Source organism: Methylobacterium sp. R2-1, assembly GCF_014191355.1.
Taxonomy (GTDB): domain Bacteria; phylum Pseudomonadota; class Alphaproteobacteria; order Rhizobiales; family Beijerinckiaceae; genus Methylobacterium.
This window is the reverse complement of the sequence record NZ_JACHWM010000024.1, coordinates 1-17,891: the sequence shown is the minus strand read 5'-3', so window position 1 is coordinate 17,891 and position 17,891 is coordinate 1. Positions and strand designations below refer to the sequence as shown.

Below are 17,891 nucleotides of genomic sequence, written 5' to 3'. Positions count from 1 at the left end.
CGACGATGTGGTACTTTGCCTGGATCCTCGGCCTCGGACTGGCCGCCGCGGTCGGCGTTCTCAACGCCCTCTGGTACGAGTTGCGCGCCGTGCGCGAGACGCCGCCCGAGGTCACGCCGACACTGCCGACGCCGTGAGGCACCGGCTTTGAGGGCCGGCCTCAGCTACAGATCAGGTCGATGTCGTGCCGGCTGAAGCGCTCGGCGAAGGACTCGGGCGGCGGCCGGTCGGTCACCACGGTGAGCGGCGCGGCGAGATCGAAGGTCTGGAGGTTGGCCTGGCGCCCGAACTTGCGGGAATCGGCGAGCAGCACGGCCCTCCGGGTCTGTCCCCGCAGCGCCCGGCGCAGGACGGATTCGTGATCCTCGTAGTCCATCCAGCCCTGTGCGAGGTCGCAGGCGGCGATGCCCATGATGGCGAGGTCGAAGAAGTGGCGCCGGGCGTAGTCCACGGTGTCGTAGCCGACGAGGGCGTTGTCGTTCGGCCGCAGCCGACCCGGCGTCAGGTTCACCCGCGCCGGGCTGTCGGCCAGCAGCAGCGCGAGGTCGATCGAGTTCGTCGTCACCGTGAGCTTGCGGGTGGTGAGCCGCCGGGCAAGGGCCAGCGTGGTGGTGCCGGTGTCGATGAAGATCGACATCCCGTCCTCCACCAGCCCCTCGGCGAGCGCGGCGACGCGGCCCTTCTCGCGGCTGTTGAGCCCGCTGCGCTCGGTGAGCGGGCGCTCCTGATCGAGGCGCGGCAGCACGGCGCCGCCGTGGATGCGCCGCAGCAGCCCGCGCTCCTCCAGCATCTTCAGGTCGCGCCGGATCGTCTCGTCGGAGACCGCCAAGGTGGCGGCGATGCTGGTGACGCCGACGCGTCCCGTCTGCGCGAGCTGCGAGAGAATTTCCTCGTGGCGATGATCGGTCAGCATCCCGGCCCTGTCCCCTTTGAGATCAGGATAGCGCCGCGGACACAGAACGGTCGCGCACAATTTCCAAGACGTGCACAGGGCACGATAACCACAGGGTGCAAGCGCAGGCAGCAAGCCCGCCCGGCGCCGGGTGAGCCGGACGGGCTTGTGTCCCGCTTGCGAGAAAATCAGGCGTCGAGGGCCGGGGCGCGGCGGTGATGCGTCGCCTGCTCGTAGGCGTAGGCGTAGGCGAGCAGATCGCCCTCGCTCCACATCCGGCCGACGAAGATCAGGTTGAACGGCGAGCCGGAGGCGTAGGCGCCCGCCGGCAGCGTCACCCCCGGCAGGCCGGCAATGTTGATCTCGCAGACCGTGGTTTCGAGGAGCGTGCCCGGCCCGTGCAGCGGCGGCAGCTCGGCCCGCATCTGCGGGAAGACGAGGGCGTCGAGCCCGTGCTCCGCCATCACCCGGTCGAACACCGCGAGATAGGCCTCGCGGGCAGCGAGGAAGTCGGAGAGGTCGGGTGGGCTCGCCGGGTCGGCGAGGCAGGGAGCGAGCCCGCGCAGGTTGGTGATCGGGTGCAGCACGCCGCCGGGCGCGAACGCGTCCTCGGCCTTGGTGGCCTCGGCAAAGGCGGCGAAGCTGCGGATCGCCACGTCCGGCCCCATCCGCTCCAGGTAGAGCTGGAGGTCGTAGGGCGCGGATTCGAAACCGCGGGCGTCGAAGTAGACGAGGCCCGGCGTCGGCTCGGCGAGGGCGGCGAATCCCGTGCCGGCGAAGGGATCGGCCACGAGGGTGGCGCCGGCCGCCTCCAGTTCCTTCTGCGTACGCGTGTAGAGGGCGCTCGCTTCCTCCGAGAGCGGCAAGTCACGCCAGCCGGGTCCGTAGAGACCGAGGCGCTTGCCCGCCAGCGCGCCCGCGTCGAGGCCGGCCGTGTAGCCCCCGGCCGGGCGCTTGCCGATGCCGGCCACGGTCTTCGGGTCGGCCGAGGAATAACCGGCGAGCGCGTCGAGGGTGAGCGCGGCGTCGCGCACGCAACGGGCAATCGGCCCGACCACGTCGCGGGTGCTGCCGGCCAGCGGCATCACACCGGCATTCGGCACGAGACCGAAGCTCGGCTTGATGCCGACCAAGCCCTGCGCCGAGGCCGGATTCTGGATCGAGCCGCCGGTCTCCTCGGCGAGCCCGAGGACGGCGAGGCTCGCGGCCACGGCCGTGGCGGTGCCGGCGCTGGAGCCGCCGGGGATACGGTCGGGTGCGGCCGGGTTGAGGGTGGGGCCGGCCCAGCTGTCGTTGGCGTGGCTGCCGGTGTGGCTCAGAACCGGCACGTTGGTCTTGCCGAGGATGACGCAGCCCGCCTCGCGCATCCGCGCGGTCACCGGCGCGTCGGTCGCCGGGATCAGGTCGACACCACCGGCTTCGGCGCTGAGGAAATGCCAGCCGCCGGTGCTCGGCAGGCCGGCCATGTCCATCGTGTCCTTGATGACCACGGGCACTCCGGCGAGCGGCCCCAGCGCTTCGCCCGCCGCGCGGCGGGCATCGATGGCGCGGGCCTCCTCGAGTGCCTGCGGGTTCATCACGATGAGCGCCTTGTAGCGTGGGTTGTAGGTCTCGATCCGCGCCAGGAAGGCCTCCGCCAGCGCCTCCGCGGTGACGCTGCCCTCCGCAAAGGCACGTTGGCAGTCCTCGACCGTCATCTCGATCAGTTGCGCCGCCAGCGCATCCTCGACCGCCTCGGGGGCGACGGCGACGGAAAGGGCCATTGCGTTCATCTCGATCTCGCGCTCCGCATCTTTGAAGACGGCGAGATCGATCCCATCCCGTTGGAATCGCTCACGAGGGCCGTCCGCGCGGGGGTTTGAGCGGGGACTCACGTGCTCGCCGTCACCGGTCCTCACGGCCGGCGGGAGGCTCCTGGCAAGGGGCATGCCACAAAAGCCACAAATCCCTCGCAAGGAAAGTTGGCCGGCCAGCAGCCGATTCGAACCGCGAACCTTATGCCGGACGGAGCGGCGCGCTTCCCGTCCGTGGAGCCGCTCGCAGTACGGTCGACCCCGGCCTCCGCCGAGGCGGCCGGTGGGGAATGCCCTCATCGTTAACCAGCCCTTAAGCGTTGAGCGCCCTCGTCTTAGATGCAGGCATGCCAATCCCGGTTCCCTGCGGCCGGCCGGCTGGGCTGGCGGAGCCCCCGTATGCTGGATTCCGTCCGGATCTCGCTCAAGGTGCTGAACGCGGCGCAGCTGGCCCTGATCGCCGCGGCAGCGCTTCTGCTCGCCTGGATCGGGACCGCGATCCTCGGCGCCGGCCCGGCCACGGATGGGGCGCAGCGGGCCGCTCTAACGGGCGCGCGGGCCTTCGCCGAAGCGGTCGATGCGGAGCTTCACGGCAGCGTCGCGGATGCGAGGACCCTTGCGCTGCTGCTGCGCCCCGGTGACCCGGCGCTGGGTGAGGCCGAGCGCGCGGCTCTGCTGCGGGACTGGCTCGCGCTCAACCCGCGCTACGGGGATGCCGCCCTGATCGGTTCGGACGGGAGCGTGCGGGCCGCCGCCGATCCGCGCCGAACCGGCAGCAGCGTCGCCCGGCAGCCCTGGTTCGCACGGGCGCGCAACGCCGAAATCGTCATCGCCACCAACGACGGCGACGAGACGGCCCCCTTCGACGTCATACTCTCCCTCGGGCTGCCGGGCCGCTCCGAGCGGATCCAGCTTCGCGCCGGCCCTGCCTTTCTCGAGATCGGTCGGCGTCTGCGCCAAGCACTCGACCTGCCCGACACCATCGCCTTCACGGTGCGCGGCGCCGACGGACGGGTGCTCGCGGGCACCGCGTCCACGCCCTGGGGCGAGCACCGTTCGGCCTCCGTGCCGGTCCAAGGCGGGCGAGAACTCGGCAGTCCCGGCTGGGTGGTGACCGCCTCGGCGCCTCCGACCGCGGCGGTGGCCGGGCTCCCGGACGGGCGTGTCCTAGGGCTGGCGCTCGCCGTTGTGGGCGCGGCCGCCGCGCTCGGCTATGCCCTGGGCGGGCGGGCGGCGCAGCCGCTGCAGCGCCTCGCCGCGGGCGAGGCCGGGCCGGACGAGCCCGCCGTCTCGCCGGTGCGCGAGATTGCGGCGCTGACCGAGGCGGTCGCCGGCCGCTCCCAGAGCCGCGAAGCGGCGCTGGCGCTGGCGGGCACCGGCCTCGACCGGATCAAGGGCCGGCTCCAGACCTTCGAGGCGATGTCCGGCTGGACCTGCTGGGAGATCGACCCGGAGACGCGGCGGGTCGTGTGGTCGGACGTCGAGAGCGCCGGGACCGCGGCCTCGGACCACGCCAGCGACCTGTCCGACCTCGCCGCATGGTTCGAGCCTGAGGATCGCGCGCTCCTCGATCTCACCCTCGACGCCGCACGCCGGGCGGACGGACCGCACGACGTTGTGCTGCGCGCCCGCGCCGAGGGCATCGATCCCGCTCCCGAGGCGGAACGGCGGGTGCTGGTGCGCTTCCTGCGCGAGGCGGGCGATGGCCGCCGCATCCATGCCCTGAGCCGGGCGATCGGGGGCGGCGTCTCGGAGACGCCCGCCGGTCTGAATGAGCGGCGACGCGACGCCGTCCTGCGCCGCGTGACCGACGGCATCGTCCACGATTTCAATGATGTGCTGACGATCGTGCTCGCCAATCTCGGCACCCTGCGGCGGCGCCACGGCCTGAATCCTGAGCCGGCGCGCCTCGTCGATGCGGCACTCGCGGGTGCCGTGCGCGGGGCGGCGCTGACCCGGCGGATGCTCAGCCTCGTGCGTGGCGAGGGCGAGACAATCACCGAGTGCGACGTCGGCGCGAGCGTCGAGGCCGCCCTCGCCTTCATGCAGGCCAACGTGCTGCGCGACGTGCCGGTCATCAACCGCATCCCCGGCGACCTGCCGAAGGTGCTGTGCGCCGAGCGCATCCTCGAAGTCGTGCTGCTCAACCTCGCCTTTCACTTCCGCGATCATGGCCTCCGCGGCTTCGCGATCGCGGCCGCCGAGCACCTGAGCGAGGCGGAGACCGGGTTCGGCCTGCCGGCAGGCCCCTACGTGCGCCTCCTCATCGCCAGCGGGCAGCACGAACCCGGTCGGCGCGCGCGGGCACCGCGCCCCGAATCGCTGGAAACGGTGGCTCGGCTCCTCGCCGAGATCGACGCCGGCTGGCGCCTCGTCTCGGACGGGACCGCTGAGGAGGCCTTCGTCGCCGAGATCTGGCTGAAGGCCACCGAGCGGCGGGCGGAGGAGCCGCCCCTGTGGCAGCCCGCGTTGCGCGTCCTCCTCGTGGAGAGCGACGGCCTCGTCCGGGCGAGCCTCGCCGAGGCGCTGGCCGATCTCGGCCACGAGGTAGTGCAAGCGGCCTCGGGCGAGCACGCGCTGGCCCTCCTGTGCGAGAGCGCGGCCTACGACGCCATGGTGGCCGACCAGTCGATGCCGGTGATGACCGGCCTCCAACTCGCCGCGACGGTGGTCGAGCGCTATCCCGACATCCGCATCATCCTGGCGAGCCCCCACGGGCGCCTGCCGGCGGCGGCACGGCAGTTCCTGCAGCTGGACAAGCCGTTCCGCCCCGACGATCTCGCGGCGGTGCTGAGCGCGGCGGCCCCACAGGTCCGGGCGGCGTGACCGCTTCTCCCGAAACGCCCGCCAAGCCGTCAGCCGAGCGAAATGCGAGCCCTGTCCGGCGATCGTCGAGACCAATTCGGAAAAAGAAACCCCATCTATAGCAAGGGCCTAGAGACGCCGAGCGAATGCAATCAGGCGACGCCTCCGGGCTTTTTCCGTTTCCGGGAGGCACCTGTTAACCCTGGACCCCGATAAATCGGTGCGTAGCGTGTGCGTATCCGAGGATCGAATGGCTGTGGTTTCTCGCAACCATCAACGGACTCCCGGGAATCTCTGTGTTCTGGTCTGCGGGCTTGCGGCCGTGTTCGCCGCTCCGGCCCAGGCCGCCGACCTGCCGACCGCGGCCCCCGCGACGGCCGGCGTCGATTGGTACACCGGTGCGCAGGCACAGGCGGTGGATGACAGCTGGGCGGTGGCCGTCGATGGTTCGACCAGCATCACCTCCAACTCCTCGGCCTTCGGCTCCGTCACCGTGACGACGGCGCTCGGCAGCCCACCGACGGTGAGTGGCGCGCGCGTGCGCGTCGAGGGCGTGGCCGGCACCTATTCCTATCCGGGGCAGGCCGTCGGCGGCCGCGTTACCGGCTACCAGCAGGAGGGCTCGCTGCTCGCCGGCTACGAGTGGATCTGGCGGGACGCGGCACTTGCCGGCTACATCGGCTTCAACGTCCGCAGCAACCAGCTCTCGATCCCCGACCCCGGCAACCCGGTCGTCGGAACCGGTGTCGGCCTGAAGGTCGCCGGAAACTTCTACGCGACGCCAACCGACCGGACCATGGTCTCGGCCTACGGCTCCTACTCGACCAAGTTCAACGCCTACTATTCCCGCTTCCGCGTCGGCTACATGGTCGCCGACGGCGTCTATATCGGTCCGGAGGCGCTGTTCCTGGGCGACGACTTCTTCCGCCAGTACCGCGTCGGCGCCCACCTCTCGGGCTTGAGCTTCGGACCCGTCCAGATGTCGCTCGCGGCCGGCTACGTGCGGGACCGGGTGCAGGGCACGGGCTACTATTCGAGCATCGAGGCCCGGGCGAATTTCTGAGCGTCTCTCACGAACCTTCCGCGGCCCCATCGCTCCCCGGCGGGGAAACGGGCCGCGACCGGGGGTTTCGTGCGGCCGCCTGAGCAGGGCAGGCGCCCACGCTCCCGCATCCCCGCAAGAGGGCCGCGCCCTCTGCGAGCCGCCAGGATTCAGGCGTCGCATCGGTGCGGACAATCCGCCGCCTTGCCCTGCCGTCTTACCGCAAAGTACTCCCGTCCCGGGTCAGGCTTGATCTCCATATCAGGAAGACATTCCTCAAGATTGCATTTTATAGTCGCAAGGGTGCTTTCCCGAGCCGGCATATTTTTCTACGGATGACGCTACGCTCTGCAGCGCAAAATCAACCCTATTCGCAAGGCAGGGTAGCCGACTCGTGAACGCATCCGGAGATCGTCGTATTTTAAAGATGGATCCGTTCACGACGCAGGGGTGGCGAGTGTGATACGTGCGCTGCGGTGGCTGGCGTGGATGGGAACGACGGTCGCCGGCCTCGTCCTGCTGAGCCAGCCGGTCGGGACCCAGAACCAGCTCGCCATGAGCCTCGCCGCCATGGCGGCGATGATCGTGCTGTGGCTGTTCCTCGACGGCCCGCGCACCCGCTTCGTGTTCCTGGCGCTCGGAAGCCTCGTGGTGCTCCGCTACATCCTGTGGCGGGTCACCGACACGCTGCCCTCGCCCGGCGATCCGGTCAGCTTCGGCTTCGGCCTGCTGCTGCTGCTCGGCGAATTGTACTGCGTCTTCATCCTGTTCGTGAGCCTGATCATCAACGCCGACCCGCTCAGGCGGCGCCCGCCCCCGGTGGCGAGCGCGGCCGAGCTGCCCACCGTCGACGTGTTCGTGCCGAGCTACAACGAGGACGCCGCCATCCTGGCGATGACGCTGGCAGCCGCGCGCCAGATCAACTACCCGCCCGACAAGCTCACGGTCTGGCTTCTCGACGACGGCGGCTCGGATCAGAAATGCGCCGATCCCAACCCGGAGAAGGCCAAGGCCGCGCGCGAGCGGCGACGCGACCTGACCGCGCTCGCCGAGGAACTCGGCTGCCGCTATCTCACCCGTGCCCGCAACGAGCACGCCAAGGCGGGTAACCTCAACAACGGGCTCGCCTTTGCCACCGGCGAGATCGTCGTCGTGCTCGACGCCGACCACGTCCCGTTCCGCTCGTTCCTGAGCGAGACCGTCGGCTACTTCGCCGAGGATCCCAAGCTCTTCCTCGTCCAGACCCCGCACGCTTTCCTCAATCCCGACCCGATCGAGCGGAACCTGCGCACTTTCGAGCGGATGCCGTCGGAGAACGAGATGTTCTACGCGGTGACGCAGCGCGGGCTCGACAAGTGGAACGGCTCGTTCTTCTGCGGCTCCGCCGCCCTGCTGCGCCGCACCGCCCTCGACGAGGCCGGGGGATTCTCCGGCATCACCATCACCGAGGATTGCGAGACGGCGTTCGAGCTGCATTCCCGCGGCTGGACCAGCGCCTATGTCGACAAGCCCCTGATTGCCGGTCTCCAGCCCGAGACGCTCTCGGCCTTCATCGGCCAGCGCTCGCGCTGGTGCCAGGGCATGTTCCAGATCCTGCTCCTGAAGAACCCCGCGCTGCAGAAGGGGCTCAAGCCGATCCAGAAGATCGCCTACCTCTCCAGCATGACGTTCTGGTTCTTCCCCGTGCCGCGGCTGATCTTCATGTTCGCGCCGCTGTTACACATTTTCTTCGACCTGAAGATTTTCGTCGCCAGCGTCGATGAATCGATTGCCTATACAGCGACCTACATCGTCATCAACCTGATGATGCAGAACTATGTCTACGGCAAGTTCCGCTGGCCCTTCGTCTCGGAGCTCTACGAGTATGTCCAGGGCCTCTATCTGTCGAAGGCGATCGTCTCGGTAATCTGGTCGCCGCGCAAGCCGACCTTCAACGTCACCGACAAGGGCATCAGCCTCGACCACAACCATCTCTCGTCGGCCTCGCTCCCCTTCTTCGCCGTCTACGGGCTGCTCGCGGTGGGCTGCGCGGTGGCGGCGTGGCGCTACCTGTTCGAGCCGGGCGTGACCAACCTGATGCTGGTGGTCGGCCTGTGGAACTTCTTCAACTTGCTGACCGCGGGTGCGGCGCTCGGGGTCTGCGCCGAGCGCCGTCAGCTAGAGCGGGCGCCCTCGCTCGCCATCAACCGCCGCGGCCAGATCACGCTGGCCGGCCGGGCCATCGACGTGTCGATCGAGCGCGTCTCCGCAGAGGCCTGCACGGTGCGCCTGCCCGCGGCCCTGCTGCCGGCTGGGGTCGGGCACCGCACACTCACGGGCGCGCTCACCATCGTCCCGGTGGCCGGCGCGCGCCCGGCGGGGGCCTTGCCGGTGACCCTGGAGCGGATCGACCGCGCCAAGGACGAGGCTTTCGCCCGCCTGAGCTTCGGCCGCCTCCGGCCACAGGACTACGTGGCACTCGCCGGCCTGATGTACGGCGACGCGGAGGCGATGCGCCGCTTCCAGATGCGCCGCCGCCGCCACAAGAACATTCTGACCGGCACGCTGCAATTCATCTGGTGGGGGCTCTCCGAGCCGTTCCGCGCCGCGCGCTACGCCCTCGCCGCCGACGCGCGGCCGGCCGTAGCCCCCGTGATCGACGGCACCTCGCCGATCTACGACGCGCCGGAACAGGCCCCGACCGGGGCGAATCTGCCCGAGCCGCTGCTTGCGTCGTCCGCGCTGCGGCCCACGCTCCAGGTCACCCCGACGCTTCCGAGGGACGCTGCTCCAGCCGAGGCTGCTCAAGCCCCAACCCAAGCATCACTCCAAGCATCACCCCAAGCATCACCCCAAGCCCCTTCCCGCGCCTCGAACGACTGGGTGCGCATGATGCTCGACTACGAGAACGAGCGTGCGCTCGCCGGACGGACCGGCCGCGAAGCGGGTACGGCGTGAGCACGATGGCGAAGCGGCATCGGTCCCGACGGGGCTCGGGTCCGTGGCGCCGGATGGCCCGAGCGCCCGCCCTGGCCCTCGCGCTCGCCTGCGCGGTCGCGTCGGGCTCGGCCGCCCGGGCGCAGAGCTTCCTCGGGACCGGTCCGGCGGAGCGCCTGACGGTGCCCCCGACCGGAGATGCCCTGCGCAAGCCGAACCCGGCTCCGCCTCAAGCGCCCGCGCAACCGTCGGCGACTCAGGGCCGCCCCCCGGCCGCAGAGAGTTCGGACGCCACCCGCCGCTCCCAGGTGCAGGCGACCATCGCCCCGGCCCGCCGCCTGCCCGCGGGCACCCGCGGCTTCCGCCTCTCGGGTGAGGAGGACGTGCTGCAATACCCGGTCTACCTCACCGAAGGGCAGGTCCGGGGCGGGGCGCGGCTGCGCGTCTCCTACCTCTCGGCGATCTCGGTGGCACCGGAGGGCTCGGAACTCACCGGCCTCGTGAACGGCACCAAGGTCGGCTGGACCCGGATCCAGGCGCCCGGTGCGGTCAAGGTGGTGGAATTCGCCATTCCCGACGGTGTCCTCAAGGCCGGCTACAACGCCGTCACCCTGACGGCGAGCCAGCGCCACCGCGTCGACTGCACGATCGAAGCGACCTACGAGCTGTGGACCCAGATCGACCCCTCCCGCTCCGGGCTGGTGGTCGCGCCGGCCGCCGACCTCGACCTGAAATCCCTGGCCGCCCTGGAGCCCGACGAGAGCGGGGCCCTCCCGATGGGCGTGCTGCTCAACGAGAAGCCGACCCTGCCGCGCCTGGAGCGGATGATCGGTGCCGTGCAGGCCGTGGCCGTCGTGAGCCGGCTCGCCCGGCCCGCGGTCAGCTTCGGGCCGCCGCTCTCCGGCCGCAACGGCGTCAACCTGCTCGTCGGCACCGCCGCCGAGATCCGCGGCACGGACGGCGTCGAGGATCTCGGGCCGATCACCGGGCCGCGACTCGCGCTGCTGCCGCCGCGGGGCAACCGCGCGCCGACGCTGGTCGTGACCGGCCTCGGCCCCGAGGACGTGCGGGCGGCGACCGCCCAGCTCGCCGTGGCTGGGGATGCCGGCGGCAGCGCGCCCGGCGCGGCCCTCGCGCCCCTGATCCGGGGCTACGAGGTGCAGGGCGGCGAGCGGCTCGAACTGGCGCGCCTCGGCGTCACGAGCCGCGAGTTCAACGGGCGCCTGCTGCGCACCCGGATCGAGCTGCGCTTTCCCGCCGATTTCGTGCCCGCCGACTACGGCAAGGTGATGCTGCACCTGGCGGGCGGCTACGCCGCCGGCCTCGATTCGAGCGCCCAGATCGTCGTCGACATCAACGGCCGCAACGCCGCGAGCGTGCCGCTGCCCTATGCCCGCGGCGAGGTGTTCGACGATCAGGCCATCCCGCTGCCCTTGAGCCTGTGGCGGCCGGGGCTGAACAGCGTCGAGATCAGCGCGCAGCTGCCGAACGCGTCCGACAAGGTCTGCGACACCCTCTCGCCGGCGGCGCGGCAGCCGCGCTTCCTCTTCCTCGACCGCACCCGCCTCGAAATCCCGGCGCTGGCGCGCGCCGTGCGCAGCCCCGACCTCGCGGCGGTCAAGGCGGGAGCGGTCCCCTTTGCCGTGCCGGTCACAGCGTCGGGCGGGCGCCCGCGCCTCGTGCTGCCGGTCACCGACCGCGAGACGGCGGATGCCGCCGCGACGCTGGCTGCCCGCCTCGCCATCGCCGCCAAGCGCCTCATCGACTTCGAACTCGTGCCCGATGCGGGCGGCACGGAGGGCGGTGCCAAGCTCGTGGTGGCGCCTGCCCGCGCCCTCAACCCGGTGACGATCCAAGAGGTCGGTCTCGATCCCGGCGAGATCCGCCGCATCTGGGCGGGGCGCGCCGAGACCGTGGCCACACCGGGCCAGTTCGGCCCCGAGGGCGTCCTGACCCTCGACCGGTTGCGCCGCAACCTGCCGATGCGCTGCGCCCTGCCGCCTGCCGCGGTGCCGGTCAGCGTCGCGGCCGCGCCCGCGGCTGCCCCCCCTTCCGCATCCGCTGCCGCCCCTGCCGCTGCCCCGGCGCCCTCGCCGCGAAGCCCGCCGCGGCCGGCAAGCCCCGAAACCGACGAGGAACTCGTGGCCCGCTGGGATCAGACCCTGTCGGGTGCGGCCTTCGTGCCGACGGTCCTGCGGGAGGGCTGGACCCGGCTCGCGAACGGGGCCCTGCGACTGCGCAGCGGCGTGACGGGCCTGATCGAGGCGCCGGCGGCGGGGGACGTGCCGGTCAATCCGCGCGCCTCGCTGATCATCGCCGAGGACAGCGGCGGAACCCGACTCAGCGAGACCACTGTGCTCGTTACCGCCCCGAATCCGTCGATGCTCAAGGCCTCGGTGTCCTGCCTCGTCGATCCGGTGGTCTGGACCCGCCTCGTCGGGCGCGCCGCCTTTCTGGACGCCTCGGACGGCACCCTGACCACCGTCGAGCCGGATCGCGTCGCGCTGATCAAGACCCGCATATGGTCGCTCGCGAATTTCCGGCTGGTCTCGGCGGCGTGGCTCTCCCTCAATCCCGGCTACTACGTCGGCATGACCCTGTTCATGGCCCTGTGTCTCGGCCTCGCCACCACGGGCCTCGTGCGTCAGCTCGGCCGGAGGAATTCCTGATGCGGCCCGCCCTTGCGCCGTCCCGTTCCCGTCTCAGCAATGTCCTGCGTCTCTCCGGGTGGACGATCGCCCTGATGGTGGCGGGACCCGCCTCCGCCCAGCAGCCGCCATCGCAGCCGGCCCCTGCCCAGCCGGCCCCTGCTCAGCCCGCGATTCAGCAGACAGAGGCCACGACCGTGCCGCCCGCGACAGCCCTGCCGAGCCCGCCGCGTCCTGAGACGCCGGCGCGGAGCGATGCCGGCCCGGCTCTCGCCAACACCCTGAACGATGACGCGGCCTGGCGCGCCTACCGGGCGCGGTTCGTCACCGAGCAGGGCCGGATCGTCGATACCGCCAACGGAATGATCAGCCACAGCGAGGGCCAGGGCTACGGCATGCTGATCGCGGTCGCATCCGGCGACCGAGCTGCCTTCGAGCGAATCTGGGGCTGGACCCGCGCCAATCTGATGGTGCGCTCCGACGAATTGCTGGCCTGGCGCTGGGCGCCCGACCATCGCCCGGCCGTCTCCGACATGAACAACGCCACCGACGGCGACATCCTGGTCGCCTGGGCGCTGACCGAGGCGGCGGAGGCCTGGGGCGAGCCGTCCTACCGCACCGCCGCGCGCCGCATCGCCGTCGAGTTCGGCCGCAAGACGATCCTGTTCAAGGACCCGCACGGGCCGGTCCTGCTGCCGGCGGTCTCCGGCTTCTCGGCCCGGGAGCGCGCCGACGGGCCGCTCATCAACCTGTCCTACTGGGTCTTTCCCGCCTTCCAGCGGCTGACGATCGTCGCCCCCGAATACGACTGGGCCTCGCTGATCCGCAGCGGCCTCGACTTCCTGCGCCAGTCCCGCTTCGGGCCGAGCGGCCTGCCGACCGAGTGGATCTCGGCCAAGGAGACCCTCCGCCCTGCCGACGGCTTCCCGCCGCTGTTCTCCTATAATGCGATCCGCGTGCCGCTCTATCTCGCCTGGGCCGGCGTCGGGCGGCCGGAGGATTACGCGCCGTTCAAGACGCTGTGGGGCGGAATCGACCGCGAGCGCCTTCCGATCGTCGACACCCGCGACGGGCAGCCCGTCGAGTGGCTGAGCGAGGCGGGCTACACGGCGATCCCCGCCCTCACCGCCTGCGCCGCCGACGGCACGCCCTTTCCCGAACCGTTAAGGACGGTGCAGGACAATCAGAACTACTATCCGACGACCCTCCACCTTCTCGCGCTGATCGCGGCCCGGATGCGGTATCCGTCATGCGTGAAGTCCTGATTCCCCCCGCGACTGCCCTCGCCGCCCTTGCCCTGCTGGCAGGTGCGGTACCCGCTGCAGCCCAGGGAGGCGCCCAGCCGGCGCCCGAGGCCACCTCGCGCCTGATCTACGGCGACGGCGCCCGCGCGCCCGCGATCATGGTCGATCCGGAGACCGGCGGCACGCCCGGCATGGTCGACGAGAGCGCACTGCGCTACTACGCCTCGCAGAAGCAGACCGCGCGGATGAAGGCCGAGATCGCGCGGCTGAAGCGGCTCTATCCGGGATGGACCGAGCCGTCCGATCTCGACACCCTGCAGCCGAGCCCGCCCGAGGAGGCGCCGCTGTGGGATCTCTTCACCGCCGGACGCTTCCAGGACCTGCGCGCGGCCATCGCCGCGCGCCGCTCGCTCGAACCGAACTGGCAGCCCTCGGAGGAACTCGCGCGCAAGCTCCGCCGGGCCGAGTTCCGCAACAGCATCAAGGCCACCGCGGAGAGGAACGCTTCGGGCAAGAATTCCGAGGAGGTGGTTGCCCTCTACCGCGCCGATCCCGGCGCCCTCGACACGACGGATCTCGAGAGCCTTTGGATCATCGCCGACGCGCTGGCCACGACGGGGGCGGGCGAGGACGCCTTCGACCTCTACAAATCCGTCCTCGACGGCAGCGCCGATGCGGGCGCGCGGCTCGCCACGATCCAGAAGGCAATGAGCCATCTCAAGATGGATCAGGCCGAGCGGCTCATCGCCATGGGGCACACCCTCCCGGAGGGCGCCTCGGAATTCGACGCGATCCGCCTCGACATCACGCGCGCCCGCATCGCTGCCTTCCTGCACGACGAACCGGCGCAGACACCGACACTGGCCGACCTCACCGCCTTCCAGACCTATGCCCGCAAGAGCGGCGACCCGAGCCAGACCGGATTGCTCGGCTGGTACGCCTACAAGAGGCGCCAGTTCCGCGAGGCGCTGGAGTGGTTCAAGCTCGCCATCGGCCGCGGCGGCGACGCCATGGTCGCCCACGGCCTCGCCCACACCCTGCGCGAATTGAACATGATGCGCGAGGCGGAAGAGGTGGCCTATGCTTGGCGCGACCGCTTCGTCGGCAACGAGCTGCTGTTCATCGACGTGCTCGAGCGCAAGCTGACGCTCGCCAACCCGCCCTTCATCGAGCCGGCCCGGATCGAGCGCTACGCCAAGGTTGTGATCGCCTCCGCCTCCGGCGAGGGCGCGCAGGGGCTGGCGTGGTACGCCTACAATTCCTGCCAGTTCGACACGGCGCTCGAATGGTTCCAGCGCGCGGTCGCCTGGATGCCGAGCGAGACCACGGTGTTCGGGTACGCGCTCACGCTGCAACGCCTGAAGCGTCAGCGCCCCTATCTCGAAACCGTGAACCGCTACGACGGTCTGTTTCCGAAGGTCGTCGACATGCTGTTCCGTGAGGATCCGGGCGGGCCGCCGCTGCCCTGCGCAGCCCCACAGCCGCCTCCTGCCCGGCCGCCCGCGCAGGCGAAGGTCGAGCCGAAGCCTGATGCGCCGTCCTATGGCCGGGTGCCCCGGCCGGACGCGGCCACGGCCGGCTCCCAGACCGGTACGGTGCCGGCAGCGGTCCAGCGCAACGAGTTCCCGCTGCCGGTCCCCCTCGACAATCCCCTGCGCTACCCGCCGAGTTCGCTGCAGCGCGTGCTCTCCGAGCCGGCCGCGCCCGGCAGCTATGCCCGCGAGCCCGTAACGGCGCGTCCTCCCTTGGTGGCGCGGCGGGTGAACGGGGCGGGCGCGATGCCCTACGAGCGCTACGGCTTCGCCCTGCTGCCGGGCTATAACGGCCTCGACAAGCCCGAGGGTCTCTCCGCTCCGCCTCCCGGCACACTCTGGCAGGACCAGCAGGCCGAGCGCGGCCGGGCCGCCACGAGCCCGGAGAGCGACCGCTTCTCGGTGCCCTCCCGCCTCTCCTCCGGGGCCGGATCGAACGGGAAAGGGTTTCCGTGAGATCGTGCCTCCTCGGCTCCTTCGCGGCGGTCGCGGCGCTGTTGCTCGCCGGTCCCGTCCTGGCTCAATCGGCGCCGGCCCTGCGCCTGCCCGGCGCCGGAGCGGTCGCCGGCGTGGTCGAGACGCGCCTGCGCGACGGATTCGACCAGCGCATCCGCTTCGAGGGAGGCGACGGCCGCAACCATGCCGAGATCGCCCTGCGCAACGAGACCGGAGATCTGCTGCTCGCCTTTCCGCCGCGACTGGCCAAGCCGAGCCAATTCGGCATCGAGGGCGAGATCGCCGTCCGGTTTCCGGGTCAGGTCTTGCGCATCGTCGCGCCGCGTCGCAACGGCTACGGGCCGGTCGGCCTCGCGCTCGGCAGCGACTGCCTCTACGCGTGGCAATGGTTCGAACGGGCGAGCGCGGCGCAGCGCGTCGCGAGCCGCGGCGGCCTGTTCGATGCGTCGGTCGCCCCGACCGCAGGCCGGCGCGCCCTGTCCTTGCGGATCCGGCTGTGCCGCACGGCGCAGGCGAGTCTGGACGACCTCGTCGCCGCGGTCGAGCGGATGACCATCAGCCTTCCCGGCGAGCCCGGCATCCGCGCCGCGCCGGCCCGGCCGCGCCCAGCCTCCGTCCGGCGCGAAAAGCCTGCTCCGACGAAGAGGCAGGCCGTTCGGCCCGCGCCCAGCGAGCCGCCCGCCGAGAGCGCACCGAAGCCGGCGCCAGGGCCTCCGGCCCAGCCGCAGGCCGCGCCGCCGCTTCGGCCGCCAGCGCCGACGCCACCCGACAGCGGCGGTCGCCGCTACCTCGCACCGACCGCGCCGCAAGGCGCTGCCCCGGCGACCGAATCACCGGCCGCGAACCCAGCCCAAGGGGGAGCGCAGCGCTACATCACCGATGTGCCCAAACCGGCAGAGGGAGCGGGAGGCGGCCTGATGCCGAGTCCGGCACCGGGCCGCTCGACCGGCGAGAGCCTGTCGCGTGATCTTCCGACGGAGGCCTATCGGCCCGCGCCGAACCGCGACGGGCCTTGACGGATCGCTTTCTCACCCCGAAGCGAGAACGAGTCCGCCCAGGGCCGTCAGCACGACGACGCTCCAGGGCGGCGCCTTCCAGACGGTCAGCAGGACGAAGGCGATCGCGGCCAGGGCGAAGTCACGGGGTGAGCCGACCGCGCCGGTCCAGACCGGATCGTAGAGGGCCGCGCCCAGGATGCCGACCACGGCGGCATTGGTCCCGCGCATGGCCGCCCGCGCCGCCGGTCGCGCCCGGACGGAATCCCAGAACGGCAGCGTCCCGTAGACGAGCAGGAGGCCCGGCAGGAAGATGGCGGCCAGCGCGAGGGCGGCGCCGAGCGGGCCGTTCGGTCCCGGTCCTGCCACCGCCCCAAGATAGGCGGCCACCGTGAAGAGCGGCCCCGGAACGGCTTGAGCCGCACCGTAACCGGCCAGGAAGGCGCTAGGCGACACCCAGCCGGGCTCGACCACCGCCGAGCGCAGCAGCGGCAGGACGACATGGCCGCCGCCGAAGACGAAGGCACCGGAGCGGTAGAAGGCGTCCGACACCGCCAGGGTGTGGGAGGCGAGCGCTTGTGCGAGGAAGGGAAGTCCGATCAGCAGGATGAGGAAGACGGCCCATGCAACCGCCCCAGCCCGGCGTGAGACCGGAACGGCGCGAGGGCCGCTGCCCGACCCGTCATCCGAGCGGCACAGGACGAGCCCTGCTGCCGCTCCGAGGGCGATCGCCAGGATCTGGCTGAACGCCGTTTGGGCGAACACCGTCAGCAGCAGCGCACCGAGGGCGAGCGACGCCCGCGAACGATCGGGTGCGAGTGACCGGGCCATGCCCCAGACCGCCTGCGCGACCACCGCCACTGCGACGAGCTTGAGCCCGTGGATCAATCCGTCGGCCACCGGGCCGGACAGCGCGCTCGCGCCGTAGGCGAAGGCCAGCAGCAGAAGGGCCGAGGGAAGCGTGAAAGCCGTCCAGGCCGCGAGGCCGCCCAAGAGTCCTCCGCCTCGCAGGAGGCCCAAGGCGAACCCGACCTGACTCGAGGCAGGCCCCGGCAGGAACTGGCAGAGCGCGACGAGATCAGCATAGCCGGCCTCGTCGATCCAGCGGCGGCGCATGACCAGAGCCTGCCGAAAATATCCGAGATGAGCGATCGGCCCCCCGAAGGAGGTCAGGCCTAGCCTGAGGAAGACGAGGAACACTTCTCCGACGCTTCCCGGCGCACCTCCGGACGCAGTGCCGTCCCCCCTATCCCCCGTCGTTGAAGCAGGAGGGGCGGTGCTCATCGTGACGTCCCCATCGGAGGTTTGCAGTCTCACGCAGGCGCAGGAGGCTGGATTCGGCCTCTTCCGCTTCGTCTATAGCCCCCGCCGCCAGCACCGCCCAGGCATCTCCTCTGGAGCCTCGGCGAAGTGCGGTTTGGCCGGGAGCCCCCTCCCCTTTCGGGTTGCCGGGGTGCGTGGCGGGTAGGGCCGGCCGGTCCGTCGTGGTGTGATCGGCGTGGAACGGCATGAAGCCCGCGGACCTGTCGGGGTCTGCGGGCTTGGGCCGGGTCGGGACGATGGGGGAT

General features: G+C 71.2%; 11 protein-coding genes. 8 read left to right on the top strand and 3 right to left on the bottom strand.

Annotated elements, in window-relative coordinates; genetic code table 11:
* Positions 1-5 precede the first annotated feature (5 nt).
* Positions 6-137, top strand: coding sequence for a cytochrome bd-I oxidase subunit CydX (gene cydX / locus FHU13_RS25460; RefSeq protein ID WP_012453227.1), 132 nt, complete (start codon positions 6-8; stop codon positions 135-137).
* 23 nt (positions 138-160) lie between these two features.
* Here the strand turns inward: cydX and FHU13_RS25455 are convergent, their stop codons facing one another.
* Together FHU13_RS25455 and FHU13_RS25450 are read right to left on the bottom strand one after the other, a co-directional pair.
* Positions 161-913: a DeoR/GlpR family DNA-binding transcription regulator gene (locus FHU13_RS25455; RefSeq protein ID WP_183438620.1), complete on the bottom strand. Its 753-nt coding sequence runs from the start codon at positions 911-913 to the stop codon at positions 161-163.
* A 167-nt stretch (positions 914-1,080) separates the two neighbouring features.
* Positions 1,081-2,664: an amidase gene (locus FHU13_RS25450; RefSeq protein ID WP_183438619.1), complete on the bottom strand. Its 1,584-nt coding sequence runs from the start codon at positions 2,662-2,664 to the stop codon at positions 1,081-1,083.
* Positions 2,665-3,084: 420 nt separating this feature from the next.
* Between FHU13_RS25450 and FHU13_RS25445 the strand changes: the two genes are divergently transcribed.
* From FHU13_RS25445 to bcsN, 7 genes are all read left to right on the top strand, one after another.
* Positions 3,085-5,511, top strand: a complete 2,427-nt coding sequence (locus FHU13_RS25445; protein ID WP_183438618.1) for a response regulator — start codon at positions 3,085-3,087, stop codon at positions 5,509-5,511.
* Between the two features lie 229 nt (positions 5,512-5,740).
* On the top strand, positions 5,741-6,553 hold the full coding sequence (bcsS, locus tag FHU13_RS25440) for a cellulose biosynthesis protein BcsS (protein ID WP_183438617.1): 813 nt from the start codon (positions 5,741-5,743) through the stop codon (positions 6,551-6,553).
* Positions 6,554-7,021: 468 nt separating this feature from the next.
* Positions 7,022-9,469: a UDP-forming cellulose synthase catalytic subunit gene (gene bcsA / locus FHU13_RS25435; RefSeq protein WP_246714870.1), complete on the top strand. Its 2,448-nt coding sequence runs from the start codon at positions 7,022-7,024 to the stop codon at positions 9,467-9,469.
* The gene (locus FHU13_RS25430) at positions 9,466-12,117 is read left to right on the top strand and encodes a cellulose biosynthesis cyclic di-GMP-binding regulatory protein BcsB (protein ID WP_183438615.1); all 2,652 of its coding nucleotides are present in this window, start codon (positions 9,466-9,468) and stop codon (positions 12,115-12,117) included. Before bcsA ends, FHU13_RS25430 begins: the two co-directional genes overlap by 4 nt.
* Positions 12,117-13,361 carry a glycosyl hydrolase family 8 gene (locus tag FHU13_RS25425; RefSeq protein WP_183438614.1) on the top strand — a complete coding sequence of 415 codons (1,245 nt, stop codon included), beginning with the start codon at positions 12,117-12,119 and terminating at the stop codon, positions 13,359-13,361. Before FHU13_RS25430 ends, FHU13_RS25425 begins: the two co-directional genes overlap by 1 nt.
* Entirely contained in the window at positions 13,346-15,328 is a 1,983-nt protein-coding gene (locus FHU13_RS25420) for a hypothetical protein (RefSeq protein WP_183438613.1), read from the top strand. The genes FHU13_RS25425 and FHU13_RS25420 overlap by 16 nt, the downstream gene beginning before the upstream one ends.
* Positions 15,325-16,344 carry a cellulose biosynthesis protein BcsN gene (gene bcsN / locus FHU13_RS25415; RefSeq protein ID WP_183438612.1) on the top strand — a complete coding sequence of 340 codons (1,020 nt, stop codon included), beginning with the start codon at positions 15,325-15,327 and terminating at the stop codon, positions 16,342-16,344. The genes FHU13_RS25420 and bcsN overlap by 4 nt, the downstream gene beginning before the upstream one ends.
* Before the next feature lie 12 nt (positions 16,345-16,356).
* On the opposite strand, the gene chrA is transcribed toward bcsN, so the two are convergent.
* A complete protein-coding gene (chrA, locus tag FHU13_RS25410) occupies positions 16,357-17,607 on the bottom strand; it encodes a chromate efflux transporter (RefSeq protein ID WP_210287851.1) in 1,251 nt (416 codons plus the stop codon).
* Positions 17,608-17,891: the final 284 nt, after the last annotated feature.

Coding starts and splice junctions, on each gene's coding strand:
- bcsA (WP_246714870.1), top strand. CDS start 7,022: ATGGGAACGACGGTCGCCGGCCTCGTCCTGCTGAGCCAGCCGGTCGGG.
- chrA (WP_210287851.1), bottom strand. CDS start 17,607: ATGAGCACCGCCCCTCCTGCTTCAACGACGGGGGATAGGGGGGACGGC.
- cydX (WP_012453227.1), top strand. CDS start 6: ATGTGGTACTTTGCCTGGATCCTCGGCCTCGGACTGGCCGCCGCGGTC.
- FHU13_RS25425 (WP_183438614.1), top strand. CDS start 12,117: ATGCGGCCCGCCCTTGCGCCGTCCCGTTCCCGTCTCAGCAATGTCCTG.
- FHU13_RS25420 (WP_183438613.1), top strand. CDS start 13,346: ATGCGTGAAGTCCTGATTCCCCCCGCGACTGCCCTCGCCGCCCTTGCC.
- FHU13_RS25450 (WP_183438619.1), bottom strand. CDS start 2,664: ATGAACGCAATGGCCCTTTCCGTCGCCGTCGCCCCCGAGGCGGTCGAG.
- FHU13_RS25445 (WP_183438618.1), top strand. CDS start 3,085: ATGCTGGATTCCGTCCGGATCTCGCTCAAGGTGCTGAACGCGGCGCAG.
- bcsS (WP_183438617.1), top strand. CDS start 5,741: ATGGCTGTGGTTTCTCGCAACCATCAACGGACTCCCGGGAATCTCTGT.
- FHU13_RS25455 (WP_183438620.1), bottom strand. CDS start 913: ATGCTGACCGATCATCGCCACGAGGAAATTCTCTCGCAGCTCGCGCAG.